We start from the raw sequence: 18,004 nt of genomic DNA, 5'->3' as shown, positions 1-18,004 counted from the left end.
AAGAGAGCTGTGTGAACAAAAAAACGAATGTATGTTCGAAAAAATGCTTGGCAAGCGTGTCAAAACAAGGTATTATTAAAGTACAAACAATGAAGGATGTGAGTTTATTGTCAGATCGTCGTGCTGCGCTGGATATGGCGCTCCGTCAAATAGAAAAGCAATTTGGTAAAGGTTCCATTATGAAGTTGGGTGAGTCTACCCACATGCAAGTGGAAACGATCCCCAGTGGTTCGATTGCTTTGGATATTGCGTTAGGAACGGGCGGCTTTCCAAGAGGCCGGGTTATTGAAATATACGGACCGGAATCATCCGGTAAAACGACAGTAGCTCTTCACGCTATCGCAGAGGTGCAAAAAACAGGCGGACAAGCCGCCTTTATCGACGCCGAGCATGCGCTTGATCCGTCGTATGCAAGCAAGCTGGGTGTCAATATTGATGAGTTGTTACTATCGCAACCAGATACAGGAGAGCAGGCGCTTGAGATTGCCGAAGCTCTTGTACGTAGTGGAGCAGTAGACATTGTAGTTGTTGACTCCGTAGCGGCACTTGTGCCCAAGGCAGAGATTGAAGGCGAAATGGGAGATTCCCACGTTGGTCTTCAAGCACGTTTGATGTCTCAGGCATTGCGTAAGCTTTCTGGAGCCATTAATAAGTCGAAAACCATTGCTATTTTTATTAACCAGCTACGTGAAAAAGTAGGTGTTATGTTCGGTAACCCTGAAACAACACCAGGTGGACGTGCCTTGAAGTTTTACTCTACGGTACGTTTGGATGTTCGTCGTATTGAAAGTTTGAAAATGGGTAACGACATTGTGGGTAACCGCACACGTATTAAAGTCGTGAAGAACAAAGTTGCCCCTCCTTTCCGTCAGGCTGAGGTAGATATTATGTACGGTGAGGGCATTTCCAAAGAAGGTAGCCTGATCGATATCGGTACGGAGCATGACATTGTCGACAAGAGCGGAGCCTGGTATTCCTACGAAGGTGAGCGCCTTGGTCAGGGACGTGAGAATGCTAAGCAATTTTTGAAGGAAAATCCGAATATTGCTAGTACGATCGAACAAAAAATTCGGGTGGCCAGCAATCTGATTACGACGGTTGCTCCGCCTACAGAAGAAGAGTTGGCACAGCAAGCGAAGGAAGAACAGGAATTGTTGGAGCTTGAATAAAGCTCGGTGAATCCTGGTTTGTGAACTGGGGCCAGGGTTATGGCACCGTCCGTTTGAATAGCATGATTCTGATGCCCTGCACAGTTGTGCAGGGCATTTTTGCATCAACTAGAGTCTGCTTTGTCAGTGGAATCTAACTTTTGCGTAGCAGGTGTTCAAAGGCTGCTTTCGTGAATTTCAAAGTGAGGGAAATATATTGCAGTTGGACGATGAAGATGAATACACTTCGGAAGCAAATAAGCAACAAGGGATTTCTCTTTTTCCGGATCATGAGGAATTGATGATTACTAGGGTAGAGCAGGGACAGGGACGCAAACGTGGAAGGTATATCATACATTTTGGTCCTTATTCACTGTCTGTATTAGAAGATGTAATGATCAAGTACAATATGTTCAAAGGAACGTCATTTGATAAAAAAGAACTGGAAGATATCGTTCTGGCAGATGAAAAGCAACAGGCTTATGTACTTGCGCTTCGCTATTTGGGGCGAAAGCCTCGCACACGTCAGGAAATTGCCCAGCGTTTAGCGCAAAAAGAACTGGATCAGTCTGTTATTGACGAAGTAATGGTCCGACTCCATAGGGAACAACTCGTAGATGATGATTTATACGCCCGTCAATGGGCAAGGCAGCGCATAACAAGCCAACGTAAGGGGAAGATGTGGGTTAGGCAAGAACTTCGTCAGAAGGGCATCTCTAAAGCCTCTATTGGCGAAGCGTTAGGTGAGATCACCGATAATGAGGAGTGGGAGAGCGCTTTGACGGTCGGACGTAAGAAATGGAATCAGGTACGTGGTGATATAATGGAGAAAAAAAGGAAAACATACCCTTTTCTCATGAGACGCGGATATTCGGGGGATATGACACGCCGGGTAGTCAATCATCTCACTGCGACCGAGCATGACGCTGCTTCAGATGACGAGGAATTGTTGCAGTGGGAGGAATAGTTGCCAAACGGCTGCTGAACCTTTGGCTAGTATGAACGGATAGGATGAGCTAGTTATTACATGGAAAGCTGCATGGTAGTCTACTAATGTTTGCATTCCCTTGACAATGCCATTTGTCAAATAATAAAATATATATGAAACGATACTTGTGGAACGCCCTTTTTCCTTCCAAAAAAGTGGAATCCACGGTGAGTTCTCATCGCCAAATAACAAGTGATGCCGCTATGCCAGGCGGAATTGTACATGTGAAAGCATGTGCATATGAAATGAAACGACCTTGTGTCGTTGTCTTAGTTTGACGATCAAAGTAAATGTGACAATTGCAAAAAGTCCCAAGGAATGCCTTGGAGGAACCAACGGGGAGGTGAACAGTATGATGACTGCGATCTGGTTCGTTCTCGTTGCTGTAGCCGCGTTATTCTTTGGGTTCGGGATTGGTTATTTTATTCGCAAATCTATTGCAGAAGCTAAGATCTCCAGTGCGGAAGAAGCTGCCGCGCAAATCGTGGAGAACGCGAAAAAAGAGGCAGAAGCGCTGAAGAAGGAAACGGTATTGGAAGCAAAAGATGAAATCCACCGCATCCGTGCCGAAGCTGAAAAAGAAACTCGTGAACGTCGCAATGAAATTCAACGACAGGAACGAAGATTGCTGCAAAAAGAAGAATCGCTGGATAAAAAATTGGAATCGCTGGAACGCAAAGAAGAACAAGTGGCCAACAAAGAGAAACGAATCGATGAAACCCAGCAGCAAATTGATTTGATTTACAAGAGTCAGGTAACTGAGTTGGAACGTATTTCCAATCTGACGATGGAGGATGCAAGAAGTATTATTCTGACCAACGTAGAGCAGGAAGTTCGTCATGAAACAGCTCAGATGATTAAAGAAATTGAACAGCAGGCCAAAGAAGAAGCGGACAAAAAGTCTCGTGAAATCATCACACTGGCCATCCAACGCTGTGCGGCAGATCATGTAGCAGAAACGACGGTTTCTGTTGTCACATTGCCGAACGAAGAAATGAAAGGCCGGATCATCGGGCGCGAAGGCCGTAATATCCGTGCACTTGAAACCCTTACAGGAATTGACCTCATTATTGATGATACGCCGGAAGCTGTTATTTTGTCTGGATTTGATCCGATTCGTAGAGAGATTGCGCGTACTGCGCTTGAAAAGCTCGTAGCGGACGGACGGATACATCCGGCTCGTATTGAAGAGATGGTGGAAAAATCCCGTAAAGAGGTGGACGAACGAATCCGTGAGTATGGTGAACAGGCCACCTTTGAGGTGGGCGTGCATAGCTTGCATCCAGATTTGATCAAGATCTTGGGACGTCTCAAGTTCCGTACAAGTTACGGACAGAACGTATTGAAGCACTCGATGGAAGTTGCATACTTGACAGGTCTGATGGCCGGGGAACTGGGCGAAGACGTTGTACTGGCAAGACGGGCAGGATTGCTGCATGACATCGGGAAGGCGCTGGATCATGAAGTGGAAGGATCGCACGTTGAAATTGGCGTGGAGCTGGCGAAGAAGTACAAGGAACACCCGGTCGTCATCAACAGCATTGCCTCACATCACGGCGACTGCGAAGCGACTTCAGTGATCGCCATGCTGGTTGGGGCGGCAGATGCCCTGTCAGCAGCAAGACCGGGAGCGCGGCGTGAAACGCTAGAGACGTACATCCGTCGTCTTGAGAAGCTGGAACGCATCTCCGAATCTTTTGAAGGCGTTGAAAAATCATACGCGATTCAAGCCGGACGCGAAGTTCGTGTCATGGTACAGCCAGAGAAAATTGATGATGCGGAAGCATTCCGACTGGCCCGCGATATTACGAAAACGATTGAGAATGAACTGGACTATCCGGGACATATCAAGGTTACCGTCATACGCGAGACCCGTGCGGTAGAATACGCAAAATAAAAGCATTTCAATGAAAAGTGGCCGCTGCTTGTAGGGCCACTTTTCATTATGTAAGGCAGACTAGGGAGGGCTTTCTATCAACGTATTATTTATTGGAGACATCGTCGGCAGTGTAGGCAGAAAGGCACTGAGGGAGAATCTCCCTTCGCTAAAATCAAAATACAACCCGCATGTTATTATTGTGAACGGAGAAAATGCGGCTTCGGGAAGAGGAATTACCCCAGCCATCGCCAGAGAGTTTTTTGATTGGGGCGTTCATGGGATTACGATGGGAAATCATACTTGGGACAATAAGGAAATATTTGATTTTATAGATGATGAGCCGCGGATCATCCGCCCGGCTAACTTTCCACCAGGAACACCAGGCCGGGGTTATACCGTTGTAAAAGGTGGAGGTAAGGAGCTGGCTATTGTTAATCTGCAAGGTAGAACTTTTTTGCCAGCTATTGACGATCCATTCCGTGCAGCAGATGAAATTGTCGATGAGCTGCGCAAAAAACATAAACATATCCTAGTTGATTTCCACGCCGAAGCAACCTCGGAAAAAATCGCTATGGGTTGGCATTTGGATGGACGTGCTTCAATCGTGGTAGGTACGCACACACATGTACAGAGCAATGACGATACGATTTTGCCACAAGGAACTGCGTATCAGACAGATGCGGGAATGGTAGGTCCTTATGAGGGAGTGCTTGGGATGCAGAAAGAGGCTGTGTTACAGAAATTCCAGACCCAGCTTCCAGTACGTTTTCAAGTGGACATGGGCAAATGGCATTTTCATGCCATCAGCGTAGAGCTGAATGATAACGATGGAAAAGCCCGCAAAATTCAGAAAATCAGACTCAAAGAAGATGAATGGCGGATGGATTAACCTTTTTGTGAGCTACTTAAGGAAAGAATAAGGAAAACTGTCACCAAAAAGCAGGAATTTTTTGCTGACCCTCGAATAACATCTAATAGTGGAATCAAACCATCATCATTCCCAGGGGAGGTACTTACTATGGATGTATTAAAAGTATCAGCAAAATCCAATCCCAATTCAGTTGCAGGCGCACTCGCAGGAGTACTGCGTGAACGCGGAAATGCAGAATTACAGGCGATTGGAGCGGGTGCACTAAACCAAGCCATTAAAGCGGTAGCCATTGCCCGGGGATTTGTCGCACCAAGCGGAGTGGATTTGATTTGTATTCCTGCTTTTACAGACATTGTTATTGATGGAGAAGATCGGACTGCGATCAAATTGATTGTAGAGCCAAGATAATAAATGTAAGTTGCCTGAGCCTGTTTACGATTTGTAAACGGGCTTTTTTGCTTTGTGAGTCTGTTACTATGATTTTTAAAATAAATTTGTGATGCTTCAATCTCTAAATGGAGGTAAGATGCATGAATGATAAGCTAAAAGTGAATTGGCCAGTTGTTGACTTTCATTGTGATGTGTTATGTAAAATGCAGCTCGATGCGCAGATCGATTTCAGTCATCCATCGCTTGATGTCACAAAAGAACGTTTGCTAGAAGGTAACGTGCGGTTGCAAACATTTGCTATATATATTTCTCAGGTATTGGGCACGCCAAGATTTGAGCATGTGATTCGTCAAATTGAGCTGTTCAGGCAGCATGTTACCTCTATCTCAGGTGGGTTGAGACCATTGCTGTGGAAGGAAGACTTGGTAATGTGTAAAAATACGTCCGCAGTGCATCAGGAGGAGCAAGTAAAGCAGGCAGGAAAAGAGAAGCGCATGGAAAAGATAACGTATGTGGATTGTAATGGGACGGATCATACATGGGCACCTTGGGCTTTGCTCTCACTGGAGGGGGTAGATGCGCTGGAAGGGAACCCGTTTTATGCAGAATTGTGCTATGCCATGGGAATACGATTGATTGGACTGACATGGAATTATGCGAACTGGGCAGCTGACGGCATTATGGAACATAGAGGTGGCGGGCTGAGTAGCAAGGGGCGCGATTTGGTCAATCGCTGTAATGACCTGGGACTGCTGCTAGATGTATCGCACTTGTCCGTACAGGGCTTCTGGGAGGTGCTAGAGGAGGCCACTCTACCGCCCATTGCTTCGCATTCGAATGCCTTTGCGAAGTGTGCTCACCCCCGTAATCTACGGGATGAACAGATTCGTGCACTGATCGCTCGTAACGGACGGATTGGTTTGACCTTCGTCACAATGTTTCTCAAAGAGCAGGGCATGGTAACTGCTGAGGATCTGCTACCACACATTGAGCATATTTGTTCATTAGGCGGCGAAAGGCATTTGATGTTTGGCTCTGATTTTGACGGTATCGAGCACCATGTGCAAGGGCTGGAGCACTCGGGGAAATATCCGATTTTTGCAGAACTGCTGCTGAAGCATTACCCTGAGGAGCTGGTCAAGGGATGGCTGGGAGGACATGCGCTGGAATACTTGCAAACGAATCTGCCTTCCAAAATTTCTTCTTAAATAGCTATTTATAGAGGGAATTTTTAGCTGCGAACACTCTTGACAAAGCGAGAAGGATTACGAAATAATTGGAGCATCTTAGAATTGCATGGTGCTAAAATAACATTTGCAGAAATACGGCAGACGTTGGAGCGAGACTGACGGGTCACCATGCTGCACCGCCATATCAGAGGGGGCTCCATTACATAATGTTGATAAAAAAGGTTACCTGGCTTGAGCTCTTTTATGACTTGTTGTTCGTAGCTGCTGTCTCCAAGGCCACTCATGTTTTGCTACATGTTGAGCATGGTAGTATCTCATGGGAACATATGGAAAAGTTTATTATGATTTTTATCCCAATATGGTGGGCTTGGGTGGGGCAAACGGTCTACAACAATCGTTTTGGGCAAGACAGTATAACACATCGAATTTTTATGATCCTGCAATTGTTTTTCGTGTTGATCATGACCGCCAGCCTGAATATAGATTTTGATGCGTATTATGTATCTTTTTTTGTTGGCTATATTGGGTTAAGAGGTTTGACTGTCGTTCAATATTTACTTTCGGCACCCAAAGAAACGGCTCATAAACAGGAAACAGCTCGTTTTTTCGGAATTTATTTTTGGATTGGAATAGTCATCTCTAGTTTCTCCCTCTTCTTTGATTCTTGGGTTCGATATTTGATTTTATATACAGGTATAGCTATTGATATCCTCGTTCCTTTGATTGGCCGTAAAAAGTTGGTGATCACACCTATCCATACGGAGCATCTTTTAGAACGCTTTGCACAGTTCACCTTAATTTTGCTTGGCGAATCTGTGATAAGTATGCTTTCTGTTTTACAATCCCATCATTTTACGGTTTCTTCTATTGTATTTGCTGCTTTGGCTTTTGTATTAGTCATCGCAATCTGGTGGCAATATTTTGAGAATATGGAGAAGCGCGTAGATAAATCAAAACAATCAGCAGGACAGACTATTATTTATGGTCATTTGTTTATTTATCTTTCCCTTAGCATGCTAGCTGCTTCGATTCAGCTCTTGTTTTTGGGACAAGTAGACTATATCTTTGTGCTTTGCTTTACCTTTGCTTCTGTTTTTATTTACTTTTTGTCGGTTTTGCTGGTATTTCATCAGTACAGATTAAGTCATCTGAAACCTCGTCTCAGAGTCATTTTTTTCTTAACTGGAATACTCTGTGTCCTGTTTATTCTTAATATATTTGTTGTCGTTCCCCCTCATCTCATCGTAGCTGAAATCATGCTTTTCTTTCTCTTGTTCGCTAAAACGACGGTTTGATCCGATTTCTATGGACGATATTTAACGCCGATTAGGGCGAAAAAGGGAACTTTATACGCTCTCCTTTTCTTTCTTGGCAAAATAGGAGTATAATAGCATAGATGTGTAAAGTATTGTATAGAGAAAAAGGAGTGACCACACGATGAGTAAAATCGTACCTGTCGGCGTTTCAGCCCGTCATATTCACCTGACTCAAGAGCATATTGAAATTTTGTTCGGAGCAGGCTATCAATTAACTGAATTTAAACCTTTGTCCCAAACAGGACAATTTGCCGCAAATGAAACGGTAGCTGTAATTGGTTCTAAGGGTCAATTTGATAAGGTTCGCATTTTGGGACCTGCTCGTCCCGCATCCCAATTGGAAATCTCTCGCACTGATTCCTTTGCTATTGGTGTAAAAGCACCTGTACGCGAATCTGGTAGCATTGATGGTACACCAGGAATCACGGTAAAAGGACCCGCTGGTGAAGTGGAACTGCAAGAAGGCGTGATTGTAGCAGCCCGCCATATTCATTTCCATACATCTGATGCAGCTAAATGGGACATTAAGGACAAGCAGTTGCTGAAAGTACGTGTCGGCGGCGAACGTGGCCTTGTATTTGAAAATGTTCTTGCACGTGTGTCCGATTCTTTTGCTTTGGATATGCACATTGATACAGATGAAGCGAACGGAGCCGGTGTGAAAAACGGTGACAACGCTGAAATCGTAGACTAATATACACGTATTTAAATGCCGGAAGGCTTAAAGAGTCCGATTCTTGCAAAAGAATCGGGCTTTTTACATACTATATAATTCACAAATACTTCACTAATGTACAAAAAGAACATGAGTTCACATTGCACTCAATGGTATCTGCGGCTGATCTATGGCGATGGCCTATAAATCATGCTATAATTTAGTGTAATGCCTTTTTTAAAGGTTTTTTAGAACTAAAATAAATTTACCAAGCCTAAAGATACAGTAAAATCACAAATTAGCTCGTGAAATAGATGGTGTAAGGAGTGACTAAGGAATGGAAAAGAAAACAAAAGATTACTCCAAATATTTTGATTTCTCGGATGCGAAGATTATTTCTGAAGATGAGCATAGCAAAAAGATCCGTATTCGCGGACGTGAAATCAACATTATGGCGGAGCCGAACCATAGAAAAGAAAAGCAACGCGGTAAAGAGGATGTACAGGTATTATATGATAACGCAGTCCCGGATGAGCTAAAGCATATCGGTGAGGGAAAGCATTATATCGTATACACATTCGGTTGCCAAATGAACGAGCATGATTCCGAAACCATAAAAGGCTTGCTGGAGCAAATGGGCTACCAGGCAACTGAGGATCGGAAGGAAGCAGACATCATTTTACTGAACACTTGTGCTATCCGTGAAAATGCGGAGGATAAAGTGTTTGGCGAGCTGGGTCACCTCAAGCATCTCAAAACAGAAAAGCCAGGACTGCTGCTCGGCGTGTGTGGCTGCATGTCCCAAGAAGAGAATGTCGTTAACCGGATTATGCAAAAACACGGTTTTGTCGATATGATTTTTGGTACCCATAATATTCATCGTTTGCCTCAGCTCGTCAAGGAAGCACTCTTTAGCAAAGAAATGCTGGTCGAAGTGTGGTCTAAGGAAGGCGATATTATCGAAAACCTGCCGAAGAAGCGCGAGGGTATGCGGGCTTGGGTGAACATTATGTACGGTTGTGATAAATTTTGCACCTATTGCATTGTTCCCTTTACACGTGGTAAGGAAAGAAGCCGCCGTCCAGAGGATGTTATCGCTGAGGTACGGGATTTGGCACGTCAAGGCTTTAAAGAAATCACCTTACTGGGGCAAAATGTTAACGCTTATGGCAAGGATTTGAAAGATTTGAATTACAGATTCGGGGATCTGATGGATGATATGCGCAAAATTAATATCCCGCGTGTACGTTTTACGACATCACATCCACGTGATTTTGATGACCATTTGGTTGAAGTGCTTGGTAAGGGAGGCAATTTGGTGGAGCATATCCATCTGCCTGTTCAATCCGGTAATACGGATATATTGAAGAAAATGAACCGAAAATATACCCGTGAGCGTGTTCTGGAACTGGCTGCGAAGATTAAAACAGCTGTTCCGCATGTTTCTCTGACAACAGATATCATCGTAGGTTTCCCGGGCGAAACAGACGAGCAGTTTGAAGATACTCTATCCCTGGTGCGCGAGGTCGGCTATGACTTTGCCTACACATTTATTTATTCACCACGTGAAGGTACGCCAGCTGCTTCGATGGAAGATAATGTGCCTATGTCGGTTAAAAAAGAGCGTCTCCGGCGTCTGAACATTGCTGTGAACCAAAACAGCCTTCGCTTTAATAGTCGATTGCGTGGCGAAGTGGTTGAAGTGCTGGTGGAAGGCGAGAGCAAAAATGACAGCAAAGTGCTTGCCGGTCGGACCCGTTCCAATAAGCTTGTACATTTTGAGGGTTCTAAGGACCTGATTGGTTCCTTTGTTCAAGTGAAAATTACGGAACCTATGACCTTTTACATCAAAGGTGATCTGGTTGAAACGGCTGTAGCAGTTAACGGATAAAAGAATATTCTAGCGGGTTGCATGCGGTCTGAGTAAAGGGCTGTGTGCAAGCCGTCTAAGTGAGAAAAGGAGCGATGGACAATGACAGAGGAGCGGTTGCAACAAACAGAACTTCAATCGGCGGCGCGCCAGCATGATCATTTGGTCAATCGCGAAATGATATTGGCAAAAGCCAAAGAATTGGCAGGTATTTTGGGTAGCAGTGAGGAAGTACAGGTATTCCGAAAAGCAGAAGAAAAGATTCAGGATCATGGGCGCATCCAGCAACTGATTGCAACGATGAAAAAGAAGCAAAAGGAAATTGTAGCATTTGAATCCTTGAAGAATCAAAAAATGATTGCCAAAATAGAGGCCGAACTTCAGGAGCTACAGGAAGAGCTTGACGGTATTCCAATTGTAACGGAGTTTCAGCAGAGTCAGGTGGAAATTAATGAGCTACTGCAAATGGTGATTATGGCGATCCGTGATACCGTTGCTGAGAAGGTAAACGTAGAAGAGGGAAAAAGCACTTCCTCGTCGAATTGCAGTGATTAGAATGAAATCTATGGTGTGGAGGCGTAGCTTCCACGCCTTTTTTTCGAAAGCATTTTGCCAACGTATATGGTTATAGGACTTCAAGAGAAATGGGACAACATAGAAGGGATGGAAGCAAGGGAATGGATAAGTTGGGTAAGATGCTAGAGGGAGAGAATAATACTTTTTGGGAGTATTTAGGGTGTGAACTGATTGCAGCTGATGCAAACGAGGTACAGATCGCTTTGGAGGCCAAACAAGAGCATACCAATGTGATGGGTATTGTCCATGGGGGTGTACTTACTTCATTGATGGATCAGGCGATGGGGATGGTCAGTATGGCTTCACGAAATATGGATCCATGTGTAACGACGAACCTGAATGTTCATTTCTTGTCACCCATGAGGCAAGGACGACTGGAGGTTAGGGCGCGAATTCTTCATCAAGGAGGTCGCACGATAACCACTGAGGCGGAAGTAAGAGATAGTGAAGGCACACTCGGTTCTACATCTACAGCAACCTTCCGAGTATTACGTACACAAGCAAGTGATTCAGGCAAGGCCTGACACTTGACAAAAAAATTTAGTATGTCATAATGAATTTATCAAAACGATATAATATGGTGATGCCAATGGATAGCAATCGTATAAACGAAGAGGCGCAAAAGGCGTCGTACAACATTAAGAAATACCGTACCCCGGATGGAGCTCCGGCGGATATCGTTATGTTTACCTTAACGAAGCGGGAGCGTAAGACGGTAACAAAGACATTGCCGATTCGTGAGCTGAAAGTGATGCTCATCAAGCGCCGCAGTTGGCCTTTTGCAGGACGCTGGGCGTTGCCTGGAGGGTTTTGTCAGGAAGATGAATCCATGTATGGAGCTGCCAAGCGGGAGCTGTTAGAGGAAACGGGTGTGGACGGCGGGCATCTGGAGTATTTGGGTGTATATAGTGGACCGGGACGTGATCCGCGCGGGTGGATCATATCGCATGCGTTTTTTGCGCTGGTAGAAGAATGGATGTTGGAACAGCGTCAGGCGGCCGATGATGCTTCCGAGGTTGGGCTATTCACGATCCGCGAAGCGTTGGAGGAATTGGAGCTGGCATTCGATCACCGGGATATCATTGTAGATGCTTATCGCAAAATTCAGTTGCAGATGCTTCAGACGACGATAGCCAAGCAGTTTTTACCGCTACATTTTACACTGGGTGAATTATATCAGGTGATTCAGAGTGTCGTACCGGATTTCGAAGAGCCAAACTTTATTCGCAAAATAACATCGACTCGTAGCAGGCAGGGAATACTGGAAGAGGTGCGTGATGAGAATGGCAAACCGCTCAGTTCCAACCAGTATTCACAAAGACCGGCACAGTTGTACCGTTTTAGTGACAGAGTACCGCGTTTATCTATCTACACGTAACGCCTAATGTAATAGGTTACGCATAGAACGTACAATATCACTTTGAGGATAAGGAGCTGACCGTACGATGCAGGCACTAATTGTTATTGATTACACGAAAGATTTTGTGGACGGTAGTTTGCCTGTAGGACAACCTGCGATTGAGTTGGATGAACGGATCGCAGCAATTACGCAGGCATATGTGGATCAAGGGGACTTTGTTGTCATGGCTGTGGATTTGCATGAGGAGAACGACCTTTATCATCCGGAGAGCAAGCTGTTTCCTCCACATAATATACGTGGAACCAACGGACGACATTTGTATGGCAAGCTTCGTAGCCTTTATGAGCAACAAAGTGATCTTATCTACTGGTTGGATAAAACACGGTACAGTGCTTTTGCGGGCACAGATCTGGAGCTCAGGCTGCGTGAACGTGGTGTTCTGGAAGTTCATCTAATTGGTGTGTGTACAGATATATGTGTGCTGCATACGGCTGTAGATGCTTATAACAAAGGTTTTGCTATTACTGTATACAAGGACGCTGTGGCGAGCTTTAATCAAGCTGGACATGATTGGGCTTTGGGTCATTTTGAGGGAAGTCTTGGAGCCGCGGTACGGTCGGCTGAGGATACGGTTTTACGTCAGAAGAAGTAAAATAACTTAACGATTGTGCACCAATGTCCGATAACAAAATGGAGCCGGATATTGCTGAATCTGGGCAGATGAGGCGGTACGCTGCCACAAACCTGGGGACAGTCAGAGAGGATGATTACGATGCAGTCAACGAGCCTCGCATTACATACAGATAAATATCAGATTAATATGATGTACGCCCATTGGGTGAACGGAAGTCATCAGCGTAAAGCTGTGTTCGAGGCGTATTTCCGTAAACTCCCTTTTGGTAATGGATACGCCGTGTTCGCTGGTCTGGAACGCATTGTGAATTATATTGCAAATTTGCGGTTTACAGAAGAGGACATTCGCTACCTTTCTGAGCAGGAAGAGAAGTATGATCCCATGTTCATGGAGGCGCTGCGCCAGTTTAAGTTTGGTGGAACAGTCCATTCAATGAAAGAAGGGGCACTTGTTTTTCCAAATGAGCCTCTGGTGCGTGTTGAAGGAACGATTATGGAAACGCAGCTTGTCGAGACGGCATTGCTGAATTTTATGAACTATCAGACACTCATTGCGACAAAGGCATCGCGCATCAAGCAGGTGGCAAGTGACGATACACTGCTCGAATTTGGAACACGGCGTGCGCAGGAAGCAGATGCGGCGATTTGGGGAGCACGAGCAGCTTATGTGGCAGGTTTTGACGCGACTTCTAATATGCTGGCAGGCGAGCACTTTGGAATCCCGACGAAGGGAACACATGCCCATTCATGGGTGCAGACCTTTATGACGGAGCAGGAGGCGTTTGACGTGTATGCGAAGGTTTTACCAGACCAGGTTACACTGTTGGTAGACACCTTTGACACGCTGGAAAGTGGTGTTCCTCATGCGATTCGGACAGCAAAAATGCTGGAGAGTCAGGGCAAGCGTATGAATGCAATCCGTCTGGATAGCGGTGACTTGGCTTATCTATCCATTCAGGCGCGGGAAATGCTCGATGCTGAAGGCTTAGATTACGTACAAATCGTAGCTTCCAATGATTTGGACGAAAATACGATTTTTAACCTGAAAGCCCAAGGGGCACGTATTGATGTATGGGGTGTAGGAACACAGCTTATTACGGCTTCAGATCAACCTTCGCTTGGCGGGGTGTACAAGCTGGTTGAGCGTGAAGTGGATGGCGAAATGTTGCCGACGATTAAGATCTCGGGTAACCCAGAAAAAGTATCCACACCAGGCAAGAAGGATGTATATCGCATTGTGGATAAGAAAAAAGGGAGAGCTGTGGCCGATTATATTTCTTTCCCGGATGAAGAGCGTCCGCGTAATGGTAAGCGCCTGAAGCTGTTTAACCCTTTGCATCCGTATATGAAGAAGTATGTAGAAAATTATGAAGCCGTACCAATGCTTGAGCCTATTTTTATAAATGGACAGAAGGTATATGAGCTTCCTGAGCTGGATGAAATTCGTGCCTACCATACTTCACAGTTGAAACTGTTTTGGCCAGAATATTTGCGGAAGCTGAACCCTGAAATTTATCGTGTAAATCTGAGCGAGAAGGTATGGGAGCTGAAGCAAAAGCTGATCGATAGCTATATGCAGCCCGAAGTTGAAGAAAAAGAATAGTTGGAAGAGGCACCTCATGAATGTATGGGGTGCCTTTTTGTGTCGCGGCATGTAGGAAATAGGAGCTTATTTATAAATTTCTCTCATCACATGTCGTAGCTCAGGGACAATAATGCGTTCCATTGCCAAACGAACGGCTCCACGTGAGCCAGGCATAGAAAATACAGCTGTCTGGCCCACAGTGCCAGCTACAGCCCGGCTTAAGATAGCTGCTGAACCAATGTCCTCAGCAAAGCTTAAATAACGGAAGATTTCTCCAAAGCCAGGTAGTTCCTTATCCAGTAGAGAGGAGACGGCTTCATATGTAGTATCACGTGGAGAAATACCGGTACCGCCTGTCAAAAGTACAGCCTCGATTTCATCCTGTGCCGCTGCTTCGGATACTAACTGCTGAATACCTTCGTAGTCATCTTTGACGATGACATATCGAACAACCTTATATCCATTGGTTTCTAGTAGATCCATGAGCAGTCGTCCCCCAGTATCTGTTTCCACGGTGCGGGTGTCCGAGACAGTCACGACCATGCAATTAACCTGTTGCGGGGATTCCTGTCGATGCTCCTCTACAGAAGACATATTCATTGAAATGCTCACTCCTTGATCGGTGGTTAGACATACACTTTTTACAATAGAGCAATGACTGAGTGTATGCAAGTCAGAAACAGGGGCTAAAAATCCATGTGATTAATATCCTTGCACTTGCACACTGGAATATAGTACACTTCCTTACATAAGTCGGGATTACTTTGTTTTTATTTTATTGAAAGCGCGCACATCAAATGATTAATCTCAAGGGTCAGCGGGTAATAGTACAGCAGGGTCAACAACTGGGAGGTAATGTAATATGAATCATTCATACCAACAATGCGTGGATGCTTGCCTGGAATGTATGAACGCTTGCAATGTATGTTACGTAGCGAGTTTGAAGGAATATGATTTAGCTATGCTGCGTGAATGTATTCGAGTGAGTAGGGAATGTGCAGAAATATGCGGATTTGCTGCTCAAATGCTGCAGCGTGGAACGGATTTTGCCGAGCAAATCTGTGAGCTGTGCGCCAAGGCCTGTGAGGTATGTGCTGCTGAATGCAGCAAGCATTCCCATGATCACTGCAAGCATTGTGCAGAAGCCTGCCGTCGTTGCGTTCAGGCGTGCCGCCAGTTGGTGGCAGTGTAATTACATATATGGAACTAGTGCCTGAAGAGGAAATAATAGGTTGCTTTCTACTGAATAGGTTTGTATAATGATTGGAATTAACGTCATGGAACGGGAGAGTAGCAGCGGAGCCGTATCATTACAGCGAGCCGGAAGAGGTGTAAGCCGGTATGAGGTCCGATGTGAAGCGCACCCGGGAGACGGTTGACCCAACGAGCAGAACTTCTAGTAGATCAGCCCGGCAGACACCGTTATTAGTCATTGGAGTGAAATCGCGATTTGTGTAAGTTAGCTGTAACTACACAACCGATTTACGAAGAGTGGTACCGCGGGGATATTAAAGTTCTCGTCTCTTGAATTATTTCAAGAGGCGGGGGCTTTTTTTGTTAGATTCTATAAAAAGAGGAGAGAGATCATGTTGATGAGGATTGCTGCTCAAGCGATATTGGCCCATACGGGCTTGGAGGAGAAAGAAATTTTATCTTTATTTGAGGTGCCTCCGCAGCCTGAATGGGGAGATGTGGCGTTTCCCTGTTTTGTGCTGGCCAAAAAGTTTCGAAAGTCTCCACAGCACATTGCACTGGAATTGGCGGAGCTAGTGAATCATGAAGAAGGTTTAACTGCTTCAGCATCGGGTGCCTATGTAAATATAACATTGGATCGATCTGTTCATATTCCACTTATGCTTGCTGAATTGAGCAAGGCCGATTTCCTCAGGCCCAATATCGGGCACGGACAGCGGGTAGTTATTGATATGTCCTCGCCCAATATTGCCAAACCGTTTGGTATCGGTCATCTTCGCTCTACTGTTATCGGTGCTGCCTTGTATCGTATTCTTGGTGAAACCGGATATGTTCCAGTTAGTGTGAATCATCTTGGGGATTGGGGAACACAGTTTGGCAAGCAAATTGCGGCCTATAAAAGATGGGGAAATGAGGAGCAGCTACAACATGATCCGATTGGTGAATCGCTGAAGCTATATGTTCGTTTTCATCAGGAGGCCGAGCATGATCCGACTTTGGAGGATGAAGGCCGCGAGTGGTTCCGACGTTTGGAGCATGGGGATGCTGAGGCTCAACAACTATGGGAGTTTTTTGTTGAAGTTAGTCTGGGTGAATTTGATCGTATGTACCAGCGTCTAAACATTACATTTGACCATGTGCTGGGAGAAAGTTTTTACAATGATAAGATGCAGGCAGTTGTTGCTCAATTAAGAGCAAAAGGATTGCTGGAGGAAAGTGATGGTGCGCTCGTGGTTCGTCTGGAAGACGAGGAACTGCCTCCGTGTCTTATTCTAAAAAAGGATGGGACCACCATTTATCCGACACGTGATCTGGCAACAGCGATTTATCGTCATGAAGTGATGAAGGCTGATCGGTTGCTGTACGTCGTTGGTGGAGAACAGAAGTTGCATTTTCAGCAGGTGTTTGCGGTGCTGAAGCATGCAGGGGAGGCTTGGGCGGAGCAATGTGAGCATGTGCCGTTTGGATTAATGCGGTTTGCGGGTAAGAAAATGTCCACAAGACGCGGAAAAGTTGTCAAACTGGAGGAGGTGCTGGATGAAGCTATAGCGCGTGCTCAAGCCATCATTACTCAGAAGAACCCCGATTTGCAGGAACAACAGGCAGTAGCTGAGGACGTTGGTATCGGGGCGATTATTTTTGGTGATTTAAAAAACAACCGGCTGAATGAAGTGGATTTTTCGTTGGAGGAGGCGCTGACCTTTGAAGGCGAGACCGGGCCTTATGTGCAGTATACTCATGCGCGCATACGCAGCCTTCTGGAGAAAGCTCACGCTCGCGTCGATGTTGATAATACCAATTCTAGCGACAACGCCCTTGTCCAAGATAGCCATTCTCGTGATTTGAATGACGTATCGGATGGAATGTTGGGTGACACAGGTTGGGCGCTGCTTAAGCAGTTGGATCGCTATCACGGACAACTGATACGTGCGGTTCGCCAACTGGAGCCTTCGGTAATTGCGAGATTTGCATTGGATACGGCCCAGGCGTTTAACCGTTTTTACGCCAAGGAAAGGATTGTCGATGGTGGACAGTGGCGTATTCAGTTGGCGGAACAAACTGCCGATATTCTGGCATGCGCGCTGCAACTTCTTGGTCTGAAAGCACCGAATCGGATGTAAGCAAAGCGAACAAAGGGGAGCGAGTTTTTGCTGGCGGGATGACTGCTACCCAGACCTGGATCTTCCAAAGGAATACTGTAAAAAAATAAATCGGTTACAGGCACTTTTGGGTATGTATAAAGATTGTGAGCAGAAAAGAGTTAGACGGGTACACTAAACGCAGGTATTCCACTGTTTTGCAACCAATTTGTGCATATTTGAAACATTTGATGCTTTTATTGCGTCGGTA

17 protein-coding genes and 1 other annotated feature are annotated in these 18,004 nt (G+C 45.3%); of the genes, 16 read left to right on the top strand and 1 reads right to left on the bottom strand.

Translation table 11 applies throughout. The features are described 5' to 3' along the window. Nucleotides 1-107 precede the first annotated feature (107 nt). From recA to MHB54_RS02200, 14 genes are all read left to right on the top strand, one after another. Nucleotides 108-1,169 (top strand): recombinase RecA, encoded by a 1,062-nt coding sequence (gene recA / locus MHB54_RS02265; RefSeq protein ID WP_023988239.1) that lies wholly within the window; start codon nt 108-110, stop codon nt 1,167-1,169. 196 nt (nt 1,170-1,365) lie between these two features. After that, on the top strand, nt 1,366-2,115 hold the full coding sequence (locus MHB54_RS02260; RefSeq protein ID WP_034095016.1) for a regulatory protein RecX: 750 nt from the start codon (nt 1,366-1,368) through the stop codon (nt 2,113-2,115). 373 nt (nt 2,116-2,488) lie between these two features. Then, the gene (gene rny, locus MHB54_RS02255) at nt 2,489-4,033 is read left to right on the top strand and encodes a ribonuclease Y (RefSeq protein ID WP_013309958.1); all 1,545 of its coding nucleotides are present in this window, start codon (nt 2,489-2,491) and stop codon (nt 4,031-4,033) included. Between the two features lie 76 nt (nt 4,034-4,109). Then, nucleotides 4,110-4,904 carry a TIGR00282 family metallophosphoesterase gene (locus MHB54_RS02250; RefSeq protein ID WP_013309959.1) on the top strand — a complete coding sequence of 265 codons (795 nt, stop codon included), beginning with the start codon at nt 4,110-4,112 and terminating at the stop codon, nt 4,902-4,904. 129 nt (nt 4,905-5,033) lie between these two features. Next, a complete protein-coding gene (locus MHB54_RS02245) occupies nt 5,034-5,294 on the top strand; it encodes a stage V sporulation protein S (protein ID WP_007430104.1) in 261 nt (86 codons plus the stop codon). Nucleotides 5,295-5,416: 122 nt separating this feature from the next. Then, the gene (locus MHB54_RS02240) at nt 5,417-6,484 is read left to right on the top strand and encodes a dipeptidase (RefSeq protein ID WP_023988241.1); all 1,068 of its coding nucleotides are present in this window, start codon (nt 5,417-5,419) and stop codon (nt 6,482-6,484) included. A 188-nt stretch (nt 6,485-6,672) separates the two neighbouring features. Next, entirely contained in the window at nt 6,673-7,761 is a 1,089-nt protein-coding gene (locus MHB54_RS02235; RefSeq protein ID WP_023988242.1) for a low temperature requirement protein A, read from the top strand. Between the two features lie 142 nt (nt 7,762-7,903). Further along, nucleotides 7,904-8,476: a phosphate propanoyltransferase gene (pduL, locus tag MHB54_RS02230; RefSeq protein ID WP_023988243.1), complete on the top strand. Its 573-nt coding sequence runs from the start codon at nt 7,904-7,906 to the stop codon at nt 8,474-8,476. A gap of 298 nt (nt 8,477-8,774) precedes the next feature. Next, the gene (gene miaB / locus MHB54_RS02225; RefSeq protein ID WP_264453876.1) at nt 8,775-10,328 is read left to right on the top strand and encodes a tRNA (N6-isopentenyl adenosine(37)-C2)-methylthiotransferase MiaB; all 1,554 of its coding nucleotides are present in this window, start codon (nt 8,775-8,777) and stop codon (nt 10,326-10,328) included. Between the two features lie 81 nt (nt 10,329-10,409). Further along, complete coding sequence (locus MHB54_RS02220; protein WP_023988245.1) at nt 10,410-10,862, top strand: RicAFT regulatory complex protein RicA family protein; 453 nt, start codon at nt 10,410-10,412, stop codon at nt 10,860-10,862. A 122-nt stretch (nt 10,863-10,984) separates the two neighbouring features. After that, the gene (locus MHB54_RS02215) at nt 10,985-11,407 is read left to right on the top strand and encodes a PaaI family thioesterase (RefSeq protein ID WP_023988246.1); all 423 of its coding nucleotides are present in this window, start codon (nt 10,985-10,987) and stop codon (nt 11,405-11,407) included. A gap of 65 nt (nt 11,408-11,472) precedes the next feature. Next, the gene (locus MHB54_RS02210; protein ID WP_023988247.1) at nt 11,473-12,261 is read left to right on the top strand and encodes an NUDIX domain-containing protein; all 789 of its coding nucleotides are present in this window, start codon (nt 11,473-11,475) and stop codon (nt 12,259-12,261) included. Between the two features lie 67 nt (nt 12,262-12,328). Further along, nucleotides 12,329-12,895, top strand: coding sequence for a cysteine hydrolase family protein (locus tag MHB54_RS02205; protein WP_023988248.1), 567 nt, complete (start codon nt 12,329-12,331; stop codon nt 12,893-12,895). 120 nt (nt 12,896-13,015) lie between these two features. Further along, nucleotides 13,016-14,479: a nicotinate phosphoribosyltransferase gene (locus tag MHB54_RS02200; protein WP_023988249.1), complete on the top strand. Its 1,464-nt coding sequence runs from the start codon at nt 13,016-13,018 to the stop codon at nt 14,477-14,479. Between the two features lie 66 nt (nt 14,480-14,545). Here the strand turns inward: MHB54_RS02200 and MHB54_RS02195 are convergent, their stop codons facing one another. Beyond that, nucleotides 14,546-15,061, bottom strand: coding sequence for a MogA/MoaB family molybdenum cofactor biosynthesis protein (locus MHB54_RS02195; protein ID WP_023988250.1), 516 nt, complete (start codon nt 15,059-15,061; stop codon nt 14,546-14,548). 262 nt (nt 15,062-15,323) lie between these two features. Between MHB54_RS02195 and MHB54_RS02190 the strand changes: the two genes are divergently transcribed. Together MHB54_RS02190 and argS are read left to right on the top strand one after the other, a co-directional pair. Further along, nucleotides 15,324-15,653 carry a four-helix bundle copper-binding protein gene (locus MHB54_RS02190; protein ID WP_023988251.1) on the top strand — a complete coding sequence of 110 codons (330 nt, stop codon included), beginning with the start codon at nt 15,324-15,326 and terminating at the stop codon, nt 15,651-15,653. Nucleotides 15,654-15,730: 77 nt separating this feature from the next. Next, nucleotides 15,731-15,989 (top strand) — a binding site (T-box leader). A 58-nt stretch (nt 15,990-16,047) separates the two neighbouring features. Further along, entirely contained in the window at nt 16,048-17,775 is a 1,728-nt protein-coding gene (argS, locus tag MHB54_RS02185) for an arginine--tRNA ligase (protein ID WP_023988252.1), read from the top strand. The last annotated feature ends 229 nt before the right edge of the window (nt 17,776-18,004 follow it).

The sequence above is a fragment of the Paenibacillus sp. FSL M7-0802 genome (assembly GCF_038004945.1).
In the GTDB taxonomy this organism is placed as follows: Bacteria; Bacillota; Bacilli; order Paenibacillales; family Paenibacillaceae; genus Paenibacillus; species Paenibacillus polymyxa_B.
Note: the sequence above shows the minus strand (reverse complement) of the source record. Positions and strands in the feature narration are given on the sequence as shown.